The sequence below is a fragment of the Peribacillus simplex genome, assembly GCF_001578185.1.
GTDB lineage: Bacteria > Bacillota > Bacilli > Bacillales > DSM-1321 > Peribacillus > Peribacillus simplex_A.
Window position 1 is genome coordinate 1,488,696 of the sequence record NZ_CP011008.1, and the last position, 16,249, is coordinate 1,504,944.

Genomic DNA, 16,249 nt, shown 5'->3' on the forward strand with positions numbered 1-16,249 from the left:
CGTCCTCTGCAGACACATATTTGTGTTTGCAGGGGATTTTTTTATGGATTTTCAATATACATTGGAGAACAAAAGGGTTTTCATCGGCAGTTTACATGATCGTTTAAGATTCAGGAGGGAATTGGGATGAACAATTTGGATGAAAAAAAAATACTTCGCTTTAAAATGGAAACAATTGAAGGGGATATTCATACACCCATCGCAATATTTCAAAAATTAGATGATGAACAGAAATTTTTATTGGAAAGTTCGAATTCGCATCATGACAACGGCCGCTACTCTTATCTAGGCTCAAACCCATACCTGGAGGTGACTTCACTTGCTGATCAAGTAATTGTGAAAGACCCTGAAACAGGTGACGAATTCGTAAAGAGCATCAATATCATCGAGTTTCTAAAAAGTGAATTGTTAGTGGAGATAGGTGAGGCCCCCGTACATCTTCCTCCATTTAATGGAGGCGCGATCGGATATATGGGTTATGATATCATTCGCCTATATGAAAATATTGGCCCGGTGCCTCCTGATTCTCTGCAGATGCCTGATGCACATTTTCTTTTTTTTAAAGAGCTGTATATATTCGACCATGTCCTGCAGAAGATTCATCTGTTGACCGCGGAAGAAGATGGTGAAAAAAGTTTATTGGGGATGAAGGAAAAAATCAATCAGGCAAGCAAACCGTCAAAAGAAATATCGTCGGAATATTTGGAATTCAATTCGAATTTCAGTCAGGATGAATTCGAGAAAATGGTCCTTGAAATTAAAGCGGCGATTGTGGCTGGTGAGGTGTTCCAAGTTGTTTTATCACAACGATTTAAGGCGGACTTCGATGGGGAGCCTTTCGATGCCTACCGTCGTCTGCGATTAGCTAACCCATCTCCTTATATGTTTTATATTGAATTTGGTGAATATACCATTATCGGGTCGTCTCCAGAAAGTTTGATCAATGTTTCATCAGGAATGGTTCATGTTAATCCCATTGCCGGTACACGGCCGAGAGGGAAAACGGATGAAGAAGATAAAGGCTTCGAAAAAAGCCTGCTGATGGATGAAAAGGAACTTGCCGAGCATAAGATGCTTGTTGATTTGGGTAGGAATGATCTTGGCAGGGTTTGCGAAATCGGTTCAATCCACCTTACCGAGGAAATGGAAATTCAAAGATATCAGCATGTCATGCATATTGCTTCAAAGGTTAGCGGAAAGCTTAGGGAAGGGTTCACGAGTTTAGATGCGCTGACGGTCTGCCTCCCTGCTGGGACAGTTTCGGGTGCTCCTAAAATCAGGGCAATGGAGCTGATTAATGAACTGGAAAATTGTAAACGCGGGATGTATTCGGGATCGATAGGATTCATAGGTTTTGGAGGGGATCTTGATATGGCTTTAGCCATTCGGACGATGATCATAAAAGATGGCAAGGCATATGTACAGGCAGGAGCAGGTATTGTATATGATTCAGATCCAAAAACGGAATATGAAGAAACACAAAATAAAGCACGCGCTCTTATGGAGGTTCACACAAAATGATTTTATTAATTGATAACTATGACTCTTTTACTTACAACTTATACCAATATTTAGGAGAAGTAGAAAATGAAATCTTAGTAAAAAGGAATGACGAAATCACTCTTGCTGAAATTGAGGAATTGAATCCAATGGCAATCGTCATTTCTCCGGGACCTGGCCGGCCGGAAGATGCCGGTATCAGTATGGAGATCATCCGTAATTTTTATGAAAAGGTCCCGCTTTTAGGCATATGTTTGGGGCATCAAGCCATTGGTGCGGTTTTTGGTGCGAATGTGGTTGGGGCAAAACATATCATGCACGGGAAAACATCGGTTATCAAGCATGAGGGAACAGGGGTATTTGCCAAACAGGACTTAGAATTCCCGGTAATGCGATATCATTCCCTCGTAGTTGAAAGGGCGAGTTTGCCAAAGGAACTGACTGTGACGGCAGTAGCATTGGATGATGGGGAAATCATGGCTCTAAAACATCAAGATTACCCGCTATACGGTTTACAATTCCACCCTGAATCAATAGGGACGAAAATCGGCAAGGAATTATTACATCAATTTTATAAGATTGCCGGAACCTTCCAATCAGGGAAGGAAAAATCCGTTTTATAAAAAACGACTGGGGGAGTTAGCGGTGAAGGAGTATTTAGCGAAGTTAGCAGAGCGTCAAACATTGACGGAAGAAGAGATGAGCAGAGCAGCCCAAGCGTTATTTTCTAAAGATATCACCGAAAGCGAAATTTCAGCTTTCATCATAGCCCTAAAATCCAAAGGGGAAACGGCAGGTGAAATAGCAAGCCTTGTCCGAGTCATGAGAAAAGAAGCAAGAAGTGTGCAAACAAGCTCCCTTAATGTAATGGATAATTGCGGGACGGGAGGAGATGGATCACAAAGCTTCAATATAAGTACCGCATCGGCTTTTGTACTGGCGGGGGCAGGTGTCAAGGTTGCCAAACATGGAAACCGCAGCATTTCAAGTAAAACGGGCAGTGCGGATGTATTGGAAGAGCTAGGTGTTAATTTGTACTTGGAGCCTTACATGTTAAAAGAACTGTTGGAGGAAAATGGGATCACATTCCTATTTGCACCATCCGTCCACCCTAATATTGCACGAATCATGAAAGTCAGAAAAGAATTGAAAATCCCGACAATATTTAATCTTATCGGACCTTTGACAAACCCAGTCCAACTTGACACTCAATTATTGGGAATTAATCGACGCGATATGCTCGAGCTATTTGCGGAAGTCCTGCATAAATTAGGCAGGACACGTGCGGTCGTGATCAATGGTGCCGGTTTTATGGATGAAGCAAGCCTCCAGGGTGAAAATTCACTTGTGCTGTTGGAACAAGGGGACATTATCCCATTTACGCTGCATCCTGAAGAAGTGGATCTGCCGGTTTACGGAAATGATGCCATCCGTGGCGGTGACGCCAAACAAAATGCCGATATTATGCTCCGCCTTCTTAAAGGGGAAAAAGGGGCCTATCGTGATACCGTTTTATTGAATGCTGGATTGGGATTATACGCACATGGTACGGCAGCAACGATCAAAAAAGGAATCTCCATGGCCAAAGAAAGCATTGATAGCGGATCGGCTCTTGAAAAGTTAGAAAATATAATTGCTTATGGCAAAAGAAATAAGGTGGTCATGTAAATGGAAAATATTTTAACGAAAATCATCGAACAGAAAAAGGTCGAAGTAGCAAAATTAAAAAAAGAAATGGATTTAGATGATTCGGTAATGATCAACATAGTCAGACCATCTCTGGTAGAAAATTTGAAAATGGCAAAATCAATGGCGGTTATCGCTGAAATAAAACGGGCGTCCCCTTCAAAAGGGGACATTAAAATCAATGTAAATCCAATCGAGCAGGCTCTTTCATATGAAAGGGGAGGAGCGGCAGCGATATCCGTATTGACGGATGAGGTTTTCTTTAAAGGATCCATTGCCGATTTGAGAAACGTAAGCGAAGCCATACGGATTCCCAGGTTGTGCAAAGATTTCATCATCGATGAAATCCAAATCGATCGTGCCTATCAAAGTGGTGCAACCATCATTCTATTAATTGTCGCAGCACTTTCTAAAGGACGCCTTCATGAATTATATCAATATGCAAAAAATAAAGGGCTTGAAGTATTAACAGAAGTCCATGATGAAGCCGAACTGGAACGAGCGCTCGAACTAAACGCAGAGCTCATAGGGATCAACAATCGGAATCTAAAGACCTTCAAAGTGGATTTGGCTGTAACGGAACGACTGGCGAATTTACTTGATCCAAAAAGCCACATCATTATCAGTGAAAGTGGAATCAAGACAAAAGAAGACGTAATGCGTGTGAAGGAAGCTGGGGCAAAAGGGATTTTAGTCGGGGAGACGCTTATGACTTCATCAAATCTTCCACATACGATGGCAGAACTGCAAATGAGTATATAAGGAGATTAATATGTTAGTGAAAATCTGTGGGATTAAGACATTGGCAGCTGCTCAGACTGCTGTTAAATCCGGGGCAGACTATATTGGATTCATTTTTGCCGAGAGTAGCAGGAAAGTCGAGCCGGATTTAGTAGGTGAATTCGGAGCTAATCTACCTGGACATGTGAAAAAAGTCGGAGTGTTTGCCAATCAAACAGAACAAGAAGTGATAAAAAGTGCTGAAATTGCAGGGTTGGATTATATTCAGCTTCATGGCAATGAGTCTGCCAGCTTCGCCCGCAGAATGCCCCTACCGGTGATAAAGGCCTTTGCAATCGAATCAGAGCAAGACCTTGAAAACCTTCATGAGTACCCAGCAGATTTTATTTTAGTGGATCTACCTAAAGGTTCATCTGGTAAGGGGCTGACTTTGGACTGGGAAATGATCCGAAAAGCGGATCTGCCACGGGGAAAGGTGATTCTAGCGGGTGGGCTGACTCCTGGAAATGTCGGAAAAGCGATCAGTGCCGTTTCACCATTCGCAGTTGACGTAGCTAGTGGTGTTGAAACAAACGGATTAAAAGATGCTGTAAAAATAAAAGCATTTATAAATGAGGCGAAATATACAGCCGGAAAAGAGGAATGAATAGATGAGTACTTATACACAGCCTGATAAAACTGGACATTTTGGAGCGTATGGAGGCCGTTTCGTTCCGGAAACTTTAATGTCGGCGATTATGGAGCTTGAAGATGCATATGAACAATCTAAAAAGGATCCGGAATTCCAAAAACAGCTAAGCTATTACCTGAAACAATATATCGGTCGTGAAACCCCACTTTATTTTGCGGAGAACTTAACGAAACTAGCGGGTGGTGCAGATATTTATCTGAAGCGTGAGGACTTGAATCATACCGGAGCCCACAAAATTAATAATACGATCGGTCAGGCTTTGCTAACTCAGAAAATGGGCAAGAAAAAGGTGATTGCCGAAACGGGTGCAGGTCAGCATGGCGTTGCAACTGCGACTGTGTGCGCTTTGCTGAAGTTGGAATGCATCATTTTTATGGGAGAAGAAGATATCAGGAGACAGAAATTGAATGTGTTCAGGATGGAGCTTTTGGGAGCCAAGGTCATATCTGTATCACAAGGAAGCGGGACACTGAAGGATGCAGTGAATGAGGCGTTACGTTATTGGGTTGCCAACGTGGATGACACCCATTATATAATGGGATCAGTACTTGGACCGCATCCATTCCCCGTTATTGTACGAGATTTTCAAAGTGTGATAGGGAATGAAACAAAGCGTCAGTATTCGGAGACTGTTCATTCCCTTCCGGATGCAGTAGTCGCTTGCATAGGTGGAGGCAGTAATGCCATGGGGATGTTCTATCCCTTCATTGAGGATGAAACGGTAAAATTATATGGAGTGGAAGCGGCAGGTCATGGACTGGAAACACCATTACATGCTTCAAGTTTGACGAAGGGGAAACCTGGGGTGCTCCACGGGGCATTCATGTATGTATTGCAGAACGAGGACGGTCAGATCCAGGAGGCACATTCAATTTCAGCAGGGTTGGATTATCCGGGGGTAGGGCCTGAACATAGTTATTTAAAGGATACCAATCGGGTGGTGTATACTTCCGTAACCGATGATGAAGCATTGGAAGCTCTAGTGATGCTTTCAAGGGAAGAAGGGATCATCCCTGCTTTGGAAAGTTCACATGCCATTTCCTATGGTTTAAAACTTGCTAAACAAATGGAGAAAGGAACAGGACTGGTGATTTGCCTGTCTGGCCGTGGTGATAAGGATGTAGAAACAGTCCAATCATTAATAGGGGGTAGTGAACATGAATAAATTGACAAAAGCGCTTGAAGAATGTCAAATAAAGCAGGAAAAAGCATTCATTCCTTATATTATGGCAGGTGATGGCGGTCTTGAACGCTTAAGGAGCCAGCTTCTTTTCCTTGAAAGTAACGGGGCGACAGCTGTTGAACTAGGAATACCATTCTCTGACCCTGTCGCAGATGGACCGGTTATCCAACAGGCTGGCATCCGTTCTTTGAATAATGGAACAACGTTAAAAGATGTCCTGAAAAAAGTTATGGAAATCAAAGATGATGTGAACATTCCAATTATTTTAATGGGTTATTCGAATTCAATCCTGGCATATGGACTTAAAGAGTTTACGGATGATTGTCTTCAAGCAGGAATTTCCGGGTGCATCATCCCCGATTTACCGATTGAAGAAGAAGCTATCTTTTCATCAATCAAAACTGCAGGGATCGTTCTTATTCGACTTGTGACACTCACGTCTTCGAAAGAACGTATCACCGAGATTACCGCAGGGGCTGAGGGTTTTATCTACGCAGTTACAGTCAAAGGCATTACAGGAGCCCGTGAAGCCTTCGGGGAAGAGGTTGGAGGCTATTTAAAGAAGGTAAAAGAGCTAAGTCCCGTTCCCGTTCTTGCTGGGTTCGGCATATCGACGCCAGATCATGTCCGTGATGCAATGCAATACTGCGATGGTGTCATTGTAGGCAGCAAGATCATCGAATGCTTTGAAACAGGTAAAGAAGATCAAATTAGTGACTTGATACAAGCTAGCAAAGGGTTAGTGCGTAAATAAGGAAAGGAGGGCCTTCAGGGCTCTCCTTTTTTTATTAATCAGTTTAATTCCGATAATTCAATCTGAATACTGCTCAAAGGTGTTTAATTTAATTTATATAAGGGTAAAAGATGTTCAAACGCATCTTGAATGGTTTGAATGAAATCATTATCATTTAACTTAATCGCGTCATCACGGGAAATTCTTATGCCGCATAGGATTTCGGCTTTCTTTACAGTTTGCAGGCGAGTGAACATTGAATTTAAATCATCGACTCCAAGACCATCGTGAGGAATGACATCAGGTTTTGTATGGTCCATTGACCAAACATAATTGGTGGGAATGCTATTCATTAACCGATCCGCCTGCTGCTCAAGATGCTTTCCGATTTCAATTTTATTAGGTGCTTCATAAATGACGGCGTACCAAATGAACATATGTGTTTCCCACAACCCAATTTGGAAATGCGGCATCATTTTATAACCTCTGTTGTTGGCAGCGAATGCAACCCATGTATCATTAGGAGGATTCACTTTCCGTCTGGCATGCTTTGCGACGTGAGGGTACATTTCATCGCCCGTCAAAACTGACAGTTGTTGTGAAAATTGCTCTCCAAGAGCTTGTAGTTTAGGCTGGATATGTTCTTTTAAAGCATCCATTCGGGGTTCCAATCCATCAATTTTAAAAACATTAAAATCATCAGCTGTAAAACTAGCTATATTCATAATCATCTCTCCTACCGTAATATCTGCACATATTGTAGCATAAGTAAAAGTGAAATTTAAAAAATATGATTTGGATGGGCACTGCAAAATTCCTTATAGGTTAAAGCACAAATTAGTTGCTATTTGTGGTAGGAAGTCATATGATAAAATAAAATAAATTCAGAAGATTAAGTTAATTGATGAAGGGAGAATGTTAATTATGAAACAAGTCATGAACCAAGCATTAAAAGCTAAAGAAGTTGAAAGACATAGAGCTGCAGTGTTAAGAATGGAAATGGACTATGAATTAGCAACCCTTTTTGAAGCAATTGGTGAAGAGAATGACCAAAAGAGGTCACAATGTAAGCAAAGGCTTGAACGCATCCGGTTGGAACTGTTGAAACTGAAAGCCTTGTAAATGATTGGCTGCATAGATCTTGAAGGAGAATGAGTGAAAGAAATGAATCAATTTCAATACAAGGAATTTTATTATAGATGAACGGACACTTATTTTATTTAAAAAATAATGTGTCCGTTTTTCATTAAATGTCCAATATATATAAGGCCGCGTATTTTTTATCAAGCATCATTGGGGCGGCTCCATTTAATAAGGAAGGGAACCGATAGAGTTATTTGAAAGTATTTGTACTGGCTTATTCATGATTGGGAAATCGTAATGGATGGGTGAGGAAGGTAACCATCATTCCTCATTTTTGTTTTAATAATGGAAAATTTAAGATGTTAAAAACTTGAAGACAAGCTCTATTTGCTTTAATCTTTAGTAGAGGATCATTTTAATGTAGTTTCTGATCATAAAAGGACGGGGATATTATAATGGTATCGATTAGTGAAATGGATACATATGCTAAGTTATGGATGAAAGAAGCGGGTACGAGGCTAAGGGCGTCCTTTAAAACCAAGTTGAATATTGAAATGAAAACGAATCCCAATGATTTAGTTACAAATATGGATAAAGCGATAGAAAAATTTTTTTGTGAAAAGATTAGCGAAGTCTTTCCTGAACACCGGATTTTTGGGGAAGAGGGAATGGGTAATGATATTAAAGACCTAAAAGGAACTGTATGGATTATTGATCCGATTGATGGAACTTTGAATTTCATCCATCAACAGCGGAATTTTGCAATTTCTCTTGGGGTTTATGAGGATGGCATCGGAAAAATTGGTATGGTTTATGATGTGGTTACCGATGAATTATATCATGCGATTAAGGGGAAGGGAGCATTCATGAATGATCAAAGGCTTCCATCCCTTGAAGAGGCATCAGTAAGCAAAGCCATCGTTTCCATTAATGCAAGCTGGGTAACGGAAAACCGTAGGATTGATCCGAGCCTTCTTGCACCACTTGTTCGGGATGCAAGAGGGACCCGTTCCTATGGCTCGGCAGCATTGGAGCTTGCATTCGTGGCAGCTGGAAGGATCGATGCATACATAACCATGAGACTCATGCCCTGGGACTTTGCCGGGGGAGTTATACTGGTTGAGGAAGTGGGCGGGGAAGTTAGTAATATTAAGGGTGACAAATTGGATTTTTTAGAAGGTGACTCACTTTTCGTTTCTAAACCAAGGCTGCATAAAGAAGTATTCGATAAATACTTATCAGGTACTTCCGGCAATTAGTGCCATGGGCAAAGTTAATGGTAAGCCGAAAAGGTTATGGTTTTTCCAGGTTCCGGCAAGTATGGGGTGAAAAACTAAATTTCAAATAATTAACAAAAAAAACTCGCTGTCCGACAGCGAGTTTTAATATTATAACTTTCCTGCTTCGCGTAATTTCTTCTTTTGAGTGAAACCGAACCCCATAACTCCGCAAAGTATAACGATTGCAGCTAATATTCCAAGCAAGCTTTTTTCAGCAATGAAGATGCCAATGGAGCCAATGCTGGATGCTGCCAATACCGCTAATATTAAGAAATTCCATTTAATATTCATTAATATCACCCCTAATATATCTATTGTACATAATTTCTGTATTTGTTTCTAGTATGTTTGTGATATAATATGTAAGTTAATACTAGTGATACGTTAAACACAAACTTTTTTAGGAGTGAATTTTTTGAAATTAAGAGAAAATATTCGTAATATAGCCATCATTGCCCACGTTGACCATGGTAAAACGACATTAGTGGATCAGTTGCTTAAGCAATCTGGTACTTTCCGTGAAAATGAACATGTGGAAGAACGTGCGATGGATTCTAATGCTATTGAAAAAGAACGCGGAATTACGATTCTTGCGAAAAATACAGCAGTTCAATACCAAGATACAAGAATTAATATTTTGGATACACCTGGTCATGCCGACTTTGGTGGTGAAGTAGAACGGATCATGAAAATGGTTGATGGTGTTTTACTTGTTGTTGATGCATATGAAGGATGTATGCCGCAAACTCGTTTCGTGTTGAAAAAAGCATTGGAACAAAAGATCACGCCAATCGTTGTCGTGAATAAAATTGATAAAGACTCTGCCCGTCCAAACGAAGTTGTAGATGAAGTAATTGACTTATTCATCGAACTTGGAGCTGAAGAAGAACAATTAGAATTCCCTGTTGTCTTTACTTCAGGTATTGCTGGTACAGCAAGCTTGGATTCAGATCCTGCCAAACAAGAAAAAGACATGACCCCATTATTCGAAACAATCGTCGAAACGATCCCTGCACCAATTGATAACACTGATGAACCACTTCAATTCCAAGTGGCTTTACTTGATTACAATGATTATGTAGGACGTATTGGTGTTGGCCGTGTATTCCGTGGGAAAATGCATGTAGGTCAACAAGTTTCATTAATGAAACTTGATGGATCGGTTAAGCAATTCCGTGTAACGAAAATCTTTGGTTATATTGGCTTGAAAAAAGTTGAAATCCAAGAAGCTGTTGCCGGTGATTTAATTGCTGTTTCTGGTATGGAAGATATTAACGTTGGGGAAACAGTTTGTCCTATTGAACATCCTGATGCCCTTCCAATTCTACGTATCGATGAGCCAACATTACAAATGACTTTCCTTGTAAACAACAGCCCATTCGCAGGCCGTGAGGGTAAATTTGTAACAGCTCGTAAAATTGAAGAGCGTTTGAAAAGCCAATTGCAAACTGATGTTAGCTTAAGAGTTGAAAATACAGATTCTCCAGATGTCTGGATTGTTTCAGGTCGTGGAGAGCTTCACCTTTCTATCTTAATTGAAAACATGAGACGTGAAGGTTATGAACTGCAAGTTTCTAAACCTGAAGTTATCGTTCGTTTGATTGATGGAGTGCGTTGTGAGCCAGTTGAACGTGTTCAAATCGATGTTCCTGAAGAGCACACTGGTTCTATCATGGAATCCATGGGAGCACGTAAAGGTGAATTGTTGGATATGATTAATAGCGGAAGCGGTCAAGTTCGTTTACTATTCACGATCCCAGCTCGCGGACTTATTGGTTATTCTACTGAGTTCCTAACAATCACACGTGGTTATGGTATCATGAACCACTCATTTGACAGCTACCAACCAATGGCCCAAGGTCAAGTCGGCGGAAGACGTCAAGGTGTACTTGTTTCAATGGAATCTGGAAAAACTACACAATATGGTACGATGCAAGTAGAAGACCGCGGCGTCATTTTCATTGAGCCAGGTACTGATATTTATGAAGGTATGATTGTCGGGGAACATAACCGTGATAGCGATTTGACTGTTAATATCGTAAAAGCGAAACAAATGACAAATATGCGTTCAGCTAATAAAGACCAAACTTCTTCAATGAAGAAACCAAGAATTTTGTCTCTTGAAGAAGCTCTAGAGTATTTGAACGACGATGAGTACTGTGAAGTAACTCCGGAGTCAATCCGTCTTCGTAAAAAAATTCTTGATAAAAACGAACGTGAAAGAGCAGCTAAAAGAAAAAAAGTTGCTGTTGAAGAAAAATAAATAGCAAGAGGAGGAGAAAAGATTGGATATCCAAGAGCGATTATCATTTTTTGCAGCATTGTACAGAGTGGATGAAAATCCTGAAGCAGGAATGTGGTATCTATATTTGACGATCTTTGGATTATGCATCCTTGTCTATCAGTTAGGTTTTGCCAAAAAGTTACCTTTGCTAAAAAATGTGATCATTTATGCGGTAATGGCACTTGGATGTACCCTTCTTTCTTTCTTTGCGGTGTTTCTTCCTATGGGGGAAGCATTAGTCATCGCTTCACTTGTTCTTGGGATTTATAGAATCCGTCTTCATAATTCGAGAAAAGAAGAACAGGCTTAAGACAATGAAATCATTACAGGATGCTTTATACAATTGGTTGACGATCAAAGTTGTCTGTGATGCAAGGCCTGATGATACAGCTGCCCGCGATACAGAAATGTTTTTCATGCAGATGTTGAAAACCGATCATCAGGTAATCATCGATTCAGTTTCAAAAACGGAACCTTTTTATTTCGTCGAGTATCTATTGGGAGACGAAATGAAAAAGCAGCGTTTTCCGATCGAATTGATTGATATCATGCTAGACCAAATTCAGCTTGAGCCAGAAAAGTATAAAAATATCGAATGATGATAAAAAGAACCGTGCGATTTCCCGCACGGTTCTTTTTATATTGCTTTAGGGAGGAGTAGTCCATAAAAAAGATGTAAGAGTGACCACAAAAAGAAGGCTGTCAAATCAGAAGGAAGGACAACTTCTGTTATGGACAGCGCCGATAATGGAAAGTAAAGCATGATGGCAGGAATAATCGTGAGAAAAGCAAGTGTGTATTTGTTCCATTCCCTAAAAAACTTCAAGGGATGAAGGATATAAACGTAACTAAACGTAATTGCCAATGAGAATAGAAGATGGAAAAAGTACAATGATGCCTCACTCCAGGGAACAGCTCCGATTACAGGAAGGAAATCCACATTCAATAACAGTTTATAGACTTGTTTACCAGAAAACATTTCAACCAACTTCATTGCCAATCCAAGCATGATTCCATTTATGAGACCAATCAGGGAAACTTTATAAAATGTTTTACCATTCATCTTCATTTTTGATTGTCCGGTAAAGACGGAAGTTTCCAGTTGCAATCCGTTCGTTCGTACGCTTTTCTATGCGTTGATTGCATGCATTGCACATATAGGTATGTATAGGACGGTTACGAAGTTTCTTTGCTTCTGGGCTATCGTCAGGTATAGATTCGATTTGATCGCATATTACACATTTAACCTTCATATAATTTGAACCCCACTTCAATTTGAATATGCTTTTAAGTATACCAATAATTTTATGGTAAAACGAGGATAAAGTGAAACTACATTTGATAGTAGACAAAAACCCGAAGATTCACTTCGGGTTGGGAAAATTCATTCTTTATAGTGATTGGATTGATCATCTTGCTCTTTATCAAGTTTTTTCCTTTCCGAATTATCAAGTTTATTTTTTTCCTTATCAATGGCCTTTGAAGGCGTTGGGGTTAAAATATCACCAGGAACCTCAGGAATGACTCGACTTGTGATATCAGCCAATTCATTTAGTATCCCTGTTACCGGTTTACCGTCTTTAATATCCTTTGCTACCTCCCTGATCCGTTCATTTAAATCCGGGTCCGCAACGATGATGGCATTTGCACCGTTAGGATCGTGTTTTAAAGTTTCTCCAACTGAATACTTAATCGTTCCTACCTGTGAACGCTCAATATCTTGGTCAATATCTATTCCGACAATGGCATATTTGCCAAGTACGACTGCCGTGGCATCGTTCACCTCCGGAATGGATTTAGCCAAACCTGTGAGTCTCTGTGCTGTTTCCTGACCTGTAGTTCTGTCTGTTTCCTGGATGGTCGAGTTATTGACTTTTGTTATATTATTTTTAGCATTATTTTCAGACGCTCCATTTTTATTATTCATTGAGCAACCTGTCATCAGCAGAACAGCAGCGAGTGACAATATGATTTTTTGCAATGTACAACCTCCTTAATGTTTATCATTAGTTACAGCCTGTCCACACCGGCTAAGTCTGATGCATATAAGTATAAAATGAAGCGAAGCAGGGTGTAATCCATGTTGAGTAAAGCATTCTTTGCTGGAAGTTTTCTCTATAGTCTGTAAATGTTCTTCTATCTTTATGCAAAGGAACATATATTTTATCAACAGTCTCGTCCGCTACATAACTGCTTAGTGTAGTAAATGGTAAGGCATATCCTAAAGAGCAGGCAGGAGGCGTCATATTGGGGAAAAAAATCTATGTTTTAGATACGAATGTCCTGTTGCAGGATCCATATTCGATTTATTCATTCGGAGATAATGAAGTTGTCATTCCAGCAGTCGTACTAGAAGAATTGGATTCGAAGAAAAGGTATATGGATGAAATCGGAAGGAATGCCAGGCAAGTATCGAAATTGATCGACAGCTTCCGTGAAAAAGGGAAGCTTCATCAAAGCATTCCGCTTCATAATGGGGGCAGCCTAAGAATTGAACTCAATCACCGTTCATTTCATAAGCTTCAGGAAATTTTCGTGGAGAAAACGAACGATAACAGAATATTGGCTGTCGCAAAAAATTTATCTTTGGAAGAAGAGACAAAGGAAAATGGGAAAACGGTCATTTTGGTTAGCAAAGATACTCTCGTCAGGGTAAAAGCCGATGCAATCGGACTCGAGGCAGAGGACTTTTTAAATGATCGTGTCGTAGAAATGGATCATATATACGGTGGCCATAAAGAAGTATTTGTATCAATTGATAATCTGAATAAGTTTTATGAGAAAAGTTTTTTGGCACTTGAAGAACTTACAAAGGATTCCTATTATCCAAATCAATTCCTTTTGATGAAGGACACGCTGGGCAGTTCAGCTTCTGCGATTGGGATTGTGGATGAGAACTGCAGGTTGGTTAAGAAATTGATGTATGAAGGGGAACATATTTGGGGAATTAAACCGAGAAACGTCCAGCAGACGATGGCCCTCGATTTGCTGCTTCGTTCGGATATTCAACTTGTGACGCTTATTGGTAAGGCAGGGACAGGTAAGACTTTATTGGCATTGGCAACAGGATTAATGCAAACTGAAGATTTGTCACAATATAAGAAACTTCTGGTCGCCAGGCCAATTGTGCCGGTTGGTAAGGATATTGGTTATCTGCCAGGGGAAAAAGAAGAAAAGTTAAGACCGTGGATGCAGCCTATTTTTGATAATCTTCAGTTTTTGTTCAATACGAAAAAACCAGGGGAATTGGATGCCATTTTAGCTGGCATGAGTTCGATTGAAGTGGAAGCCCTGACATATATCAGGGGAAGGAGCATCCCAGATCAGTTCATCATCATCGATGAAGCCCAGAATTTAACAAAACATGAGGTTAAGACCATATTGACGAGAGTCGGGGAGCGGAGCAAAATTGTATTAATGGGAGATCCTGAGCAAATAGATCATCCTTATTTAGATGAATATAATAATGGGTTGACCTATGTGGTTGAAAAATTCAAGACCGAGCGTATTGCAGGCCATGTTAAATTGATAAAAGGGGAAAGATCGGGATTGGCCCAACTCGCTGCAACACTTTTATAATACAATCGGCAAGGGAGTCCCCCTTGCCGATTGCCTTAAAGTTTTGTGATCATTATGGGCTAAGTCTTATTTAACAGTGAAAGACCGTACATTTTTTATCGGATCATTGATGTTGGAAGCATCTCCGAAATAAATTTCCAAAGGACCACCCTCGGATACTTTAAGCGGCTTTCCATCCTTTGAAAAGCCAAGGAAAAATTTAAGTGCAACTTCCAACGGGAATGTAAGTTCCTTATCATCGGTCGTAACGATGACTTCAGTTACCCCATTTTCAAGTTCCGCATTTTTTAAAAAAGGTTCAAACGGGATGCCGAAGGTCCCTTCCAGCAATCTTTGCTTCTCGAATTTTCGTTCCGTTTTTAATGTGGGTGGCATTGTTGCGCCTTCCTGTATTTCTTTTTGCCAGTGTTTGGAGGCGGCAATCGTATATTCTTCTAATTCATTGACTTGGACTCTTTCAGCGTGGAAATATGTATCAATTTCAACTTTACGATCATCAAAAATCCACACTCCAGGATCTAGCGTAATTGGATATTTCACTTTTCCATTAATAAATACGATGGGTTCCAAATATCTCATTCCTTTCTGTTGCTCTTTAATAATTATAATCAATTATAATTGAAATGTCACATCTGCACGATGGTGAACAATTTCTATATCTGGCTATTTTCAGCTGAGGGGTGTGTGTGCTATCTCGATGGTAAATTGTTTGTCAATGTCCTTGCTTTTTCATAAAACTAAAGGTAGAATTTAAAGATAAGATTTAATCGCTCTGAGCGGGGGGATTTAACATGGCATCTGATATGCTTGTCAATCATCGAGAAAAAGCTTATGCTTTATTAAAAGCAGATGCTGACAAGATTCTAAAACTGATAAAAGTTCAAATGGAAAATCTCACTATGCCTCAATGTCCTTTATATGAAGAGGTACTTGATACACAAATGTTCGGCCTATCACGAGAAATTGATTTTGCCGTACGCTTAGGCTTGGTAGAGGAAACCGAGGGCAAATCTCTTTTGGAAACCCTTGAACAGGAATTGTCAGTTTTGCATGAAGCATCATTAAAAAAATAATAAATAAAACATACTAACTCAAACAAATCTCGATGATTGTTTGAGTTTTTTATTTATGTACATCTATTAGTCGAAAGTGTTATACTATATTAAATAATGTCATACTAATTAAATGTGCATATGCTTAATGGGGCTTTTTTTATTTTTTGTTTTTTGAATTTTCAATGTACGGTTTAATCCCATCGACGCTTTCAATCTAGCATTTAAACCTGGTGGTGGCATTGTTGAATTAACAATCGTTCCGTTAGGCGGAAGAACAGCGAATTCCTTGTGTTTACCTACGAATGTTCGTAATTTTTCATTTTTTTATTGTATTCAGTTTATTTTAGTATTATGGTTATATTAATTGTATTTTAAATCCAACTGATTACCTTTTGATAATATATTATAATAACTAAATTTTCTTTTGCTAATTT

At 39.8% G+C, this 16,249-nt stretch carries 20 protein-coding genes and 1 other annotated feature (1 of these 21 running past the window's edge); of the genes, 14 read left to right on the forward strand and 6 right to left on the reverse strand.

Annotated elements, in window-relative coordinates:
• Nucleotides 1–10 (forward strand) — a binding site (T-box leader); it begins 227 nt to the left of the window's first position.
• Between the two features lie 116 nt (nt 11–126).
• The 7 genes from trpE to trpA are packed head-to-tail and all read left to right on the forward strand — an operon-like array spanning nt 127 to nt 6,555.
• The gene (gene trpE / locus UP17_RS06985) at nt 127–1,521 is read left to right on the forward strand and encodes an anthranilate synthase component I (protein ID WP_061462274.1); all 1,395 of its coding nucleotides are present in this window, start codon (nt 127–129) and stop codon (nt 1,519–1,521) included.
• On the forward strand, nt 1,518–2,123 hold the full coding sequence (locus tag UP17_RS06990) for an anthranilate synthase component II (protein WP_061462275.1): 606 nt from the start codon (nt 1,518–1,520) through the stop codon (nt 2,121–2,123). The genes trpE and UP17_RS06990 overlap by 4 nt, the downstream gene beginning before the upstream one ends.
• Before the next feature lie 22 nt (nt 2,124–2,145).
• The gene (gene trpD, locus UP17_RS06995) at nt 2,146–3,168 is read left to right on the forward strand and encodes an anthranilate phosphoribosyltransferase (protein WP_061462276.1); all 1,023 of its coding nucleotides are present in this window, start codon (nt 2,146–2,148) and stop codon (nt 3,166–3,168) included.
• Complete coding sequence (trpC, locus tag UP17_RS07000; protein WP_061462277.1) at nt 3,169–3,948, forward strand: indole-3-glycerol phosphate synthase TrpC; 780 nt, start codon at nt 3,169–3,171, stop codon at nt 3,946–3,948.
• A gap of 10 nt (nt 3,949–3,958) precedes the next feature.
• On the forward strand, nt 3,959–4,573 hold the full coding sequence (locus UP17_RS07005) for a phosphoribosylanthranilate isomerase (protein WP_061462278.1): 615 nt from the start codon (nt 3,959–3,961) through the stop codon (nt 4,571–4,573).
• A gap of 4 nt (nt 4,574–4,577) precedes the next feature.
• Nucleotides 4,578–5,783 carry a tryptophan synthase subunit beta gene (gene trpB / locus UP17_RS07010; RefSeq protein ID WP_061462279.1) on the forward strand — a complete coding sequence of 402 codons (1,206 nt, stop codon included), beginning with the start codon at nt 4,578–4,580 and terminating at the stop codon, nt 5,781–5,783.
• On the forward strand, nt 5,776–6,555 hold the full coding sequence (trpA, locus tag UP17_RS07015) for a tryptophan synthase subunit alpha (RefSeq protein ID WP_061462280.1): 780 nt from the start codon (nt 5,776–5,778) through the stop codon (nt 6,553–6,555). Before trpB ends, trpA begins: the two co-directional genes overlap by 8 nt.
• A gap of 83 nt (nt 6,556–6,638) precedes the next feature.
• Here trpA and UP17_RS07020 read toward each other — a convergent pair whose 3' ends face one another.
• Nucleotides 6,639–7,259 carry a YktB family protein gene (locus UP17_RS07020; protein ID WP_061462281.1) on the reverse strand — a complete coding sequence of 207 codons (621 nt, stop codon included), beginning with the start codon at nt 7,257–7,259 and terminating at the stop codon, nt 6,639–6,641.
• 199 nt (nt 7,260–7,458) lie between these two features.
• Between UP17_RS07020 and UP17_RS07025 the strand changes: the two genes are divergently transcribed.
• Both UP17_RS07025 and UP17_RS07030 read left to right on the forward strand, forming a co-directional pair.
• Entirely contained in the window at nt 7,459–7,656 is a 198-nt protein-coding gene (locus UP17_RS07025) for a hypothetical protein (protein WP_034314018.1), read from the forward strand.
• Between the two features lie 416 nt (nt 7,657–8,072).
• The gene (locus UP17_RS07030) at nt 8,073–8,876 is read left to right on the forward strand and encodes an inositol monophosphatase family protein (RefSeq protein WP_061462282.1); all 804 of its coding nucleotides are present in this window, start codon (nt 8,073–8,075) and stop codon (nt 8,874–8,876) included.
• Between the two features lie 129 nt (nt 8,877–9,005).
• On the opposite strand, the gene UP17_RS07035 is transcribed toward UP17_RS07030, so the two are convergent.
• Nucleotides 9,006–9,188 carry a YlaF family protein gene (locus tag UP17_RS07035; RefSeq protein ID WP_061462283.1) on the reverse strand — a complete coding sequence of 61 codons (183 nt, stop codon included), beginning with the start codon at nt 9,186–9,188 and terminating at the stop codon, nt 9,006–9,008.
• Between the two features lie 124 nt (nt 9,189–9,312).
• Between UP17_RS07035 and typA the strand changes: the two genes are divergently transcribed.
• Genes typA through UP17_RS07050 form a run of 3 tightly spaced genes read left to right on the forward strand, consistent with a single transcriptional unit; the run spans nt 9,313 to nt 11,780 of the window.
• Nucleotides 9,313–11,160, forward strand: a complete 1,848-nt coding sequence (gene typA / locus UP17_RS07040) for a translational GTPase TypA (protein ID WP_061462284.1) — start codon at nt 9,313–9,315, stop codon at nt 11,158–11,160.
• 22 nt (nt 11,161–11,182) lie between these two features.
• Nucleotides 11,183–11,491, forward strand: coding sequence for a YlaH-like family protein (locus UP17_RS07045; protein WP_053345193.1), 309 nt, complete (start codon nt 11,183–11,185; stop codon nt 11,489–11,491).
• A gap of 4 nt (nt 11,492–11,495) precedes the next feature.
• Nucleotides 11,496–11,780, forward strand: a complete 285-nt coding sequence (locus tag UP17_RS07050; protein WP_061462285.1) for a hypothetical protein — start codon at nt 11,496–11,498, stop codon at nt 11,778–11,780.
• Between the two features lie 38 nt (nt 11,781–11,818).
• Here UP17_RS07050 and UP17_RS07055 read toward each other — a convergent pair whose 3' ends face one another.
• The 3 genes from UP17_RS07055 to UP17_RS07065 all read right to left on the reverse strand — a co-directional run bounded on the left by UP17_RS07055 (nt 11,819) and on the right by UP17_RS07065 (nt 13,162).
• Nucleotides 11,819–12,250, reverse strand: a complete 432-nt coding sequence (locus UP17_RS07055; RefSeq protein ID WP_061462286.1) for a hypothetical protein — start codon at nt 12,248–12,250, stop codon at nt 11,819–11,821.
• Complete coding sequence (locus tag UP17_RS07060) at nt 12,234–12,434, reverse strand: YlaI family protein (protein ID WP_061462287.1); 201 nt, start codon at nt 12,432–12,434, stop codon at nt 12,234–12,236. The genes UP17_RS07055 and UP17_RS07060 overlap by 17 nt, the downstream gene beginning before the upstream one ends.
• Before the next feature lie 131 nt (nt 12,435–12,565).
• Nucleotides 12,566–13,162: a YhcN/YlaJ family sporulation lipoprotein gene (locus UP17_RS07065; protein WP_081108748.1), complete on the reverse strand. Its 597-nt coding sequence runs from the start codon at nt 13,160–13,162 to the stop codon at nt 12,566–12,568.
• 266 nt (nt 13,163–13,428) lie between these two features.
• Here UP17_RS07065 and UP17_RS07070 point away from each other — a divergent pair, with 266 nt between their 5' ends.
• On the forward strand, nt 13,429–14,760 hold the full coding sequence (locus tag UP17_RS07070) for a PhoH family protein (protein ID WP_061462288.1): 1,332 nt from the start codon (nt 13,429–13,431) through the stop codon (nt 14,758–14,760).
• Between the two features lie 66 nt (nt 14,761–14,826).
• Here UP17_RS07070 and UP17_RS07075 read toward each other — a convergent pair whose 3' ends face one another.
• Nucleotides 14,827–15,330, reverse strand: a complete 504-nt coding sequence (locus UP17_RS07075; protein WP_081108749.1) for a hypothetical protein — start codon at nt 15,328–15,330, stop codon at nt 14,827–14,829.
• Between the two features lie 221 nt (nt 15,331–15,551).
• Here UP17_RS07075 and UP17_RS07080 point away from each other — a divergent pair, with 221 nt between their 5' ends.
• On the forward strand, nt 15,552–15,833 hold the full coding sequence (locus UP17_RS07080) for an Fpa/YlaN family protein (RefSeq protein ID WP_034313996.1): 282 nt from the start codon (nt 15,552–15,554) through the stop codon (nt 15,831–15,833).
• The last annotated feature ends 416 nt before the right edge of the window (nt 15,834–16,249 follow it).

Bases quoted from the DNA above. Each gene is read 5' to 3' on its own strand.
- trpE (WP_061462274.1), top strand. From the start codon at position 127: ATGAACAATTTGGATGAAAAAAAAATACTTCGCTTTAAAATGGAAACA.
- UP17_RS06990 (WP_061462275.1), top strand. From the start codon at position 1,518: ATGATTTTATTAATTGATAACTATGACTCTTTTACTTACAACTTATAC.
- trpC (WP_061462277.1), top strand. From the start codon at position 3,169: ATGGAAAATATTTTAACGAAAATCATCGAACAGAAAAAGGTCGAAGTA.
- UP17_RS07005 (WP_061462278.1), top strand. From the start codon at position 3,959: ATGTTAGTGAAAATCTGTGGGATTAAGACATTGGCAGCTGCTCAGACT.
- trpB (WP_061462279.1), top strand. From the start codon at position 4,578: ATGAGTACTTATACACAGCCTGATAAAACTGGACATTTTGGAGCGTAT.
- trpA (WP_061462280.1), top strand. From the start codon at position 5,776: ATGAATAAATTGACAAAAGCGCTTGAAGAATGTCAAATAAAGCAGGAA.
- UP17_RS07020 (WP_061462281.1), bottom strand. From the start codon at position 7,259: ATGAATATAGCTAGTTTTACAGCTGATGATTTTAATGTTTTTAAAATT.
- UP17_RS07025 (WP_034314018.1), top strand. From the start codon at position 7,459: ATGAAACAAGTCATGAACCAAGCATTAAAAGCTAAAGAAGTTGAAAGA.
- UP17_RS07030 (WP_061462282.1), top strand. From the start codon at position 8,073: ATGGTATCGATTAGTGAAATGGATACATATGCTAAGTTATGGATGAAA.
- UP17_RS07035 (WP_061462283.1), bottom strand. From the start codon at position 9,188: ATGAATATTAAATGGAATTTCTTAATATTAGCGGTATTGGCAGCATCC.
- UP17_RS07050 (WP_061462285.1), top strand. From the start codon at position 11,496: ATGAAATCATTACAGGATGCTTTATACAATTGGTTGACGATCAAAGTT.
- UP17_RS07055 (WP_061462286.1), bottom strand. From the start codon at position 12,250: ATGAAGATGAATGGTAAAACATTTTATAAAGTTTCCCTGATTGGTCTC.
- UP17_RS07060 (WP_061462287.1), bottom strand. From the start codon at position 12,434: ATGAAGGTTAAATGTGTAATATGCGATCAAATCGAATCTATACCTGAC.
- UP17_RS07080 (WP_034313996.1), top strand. From the start codon at position 15,552: ATGGCATCTGATATGCTTGTCAATCATCGAGAAAAAGCTTATGCTTTA.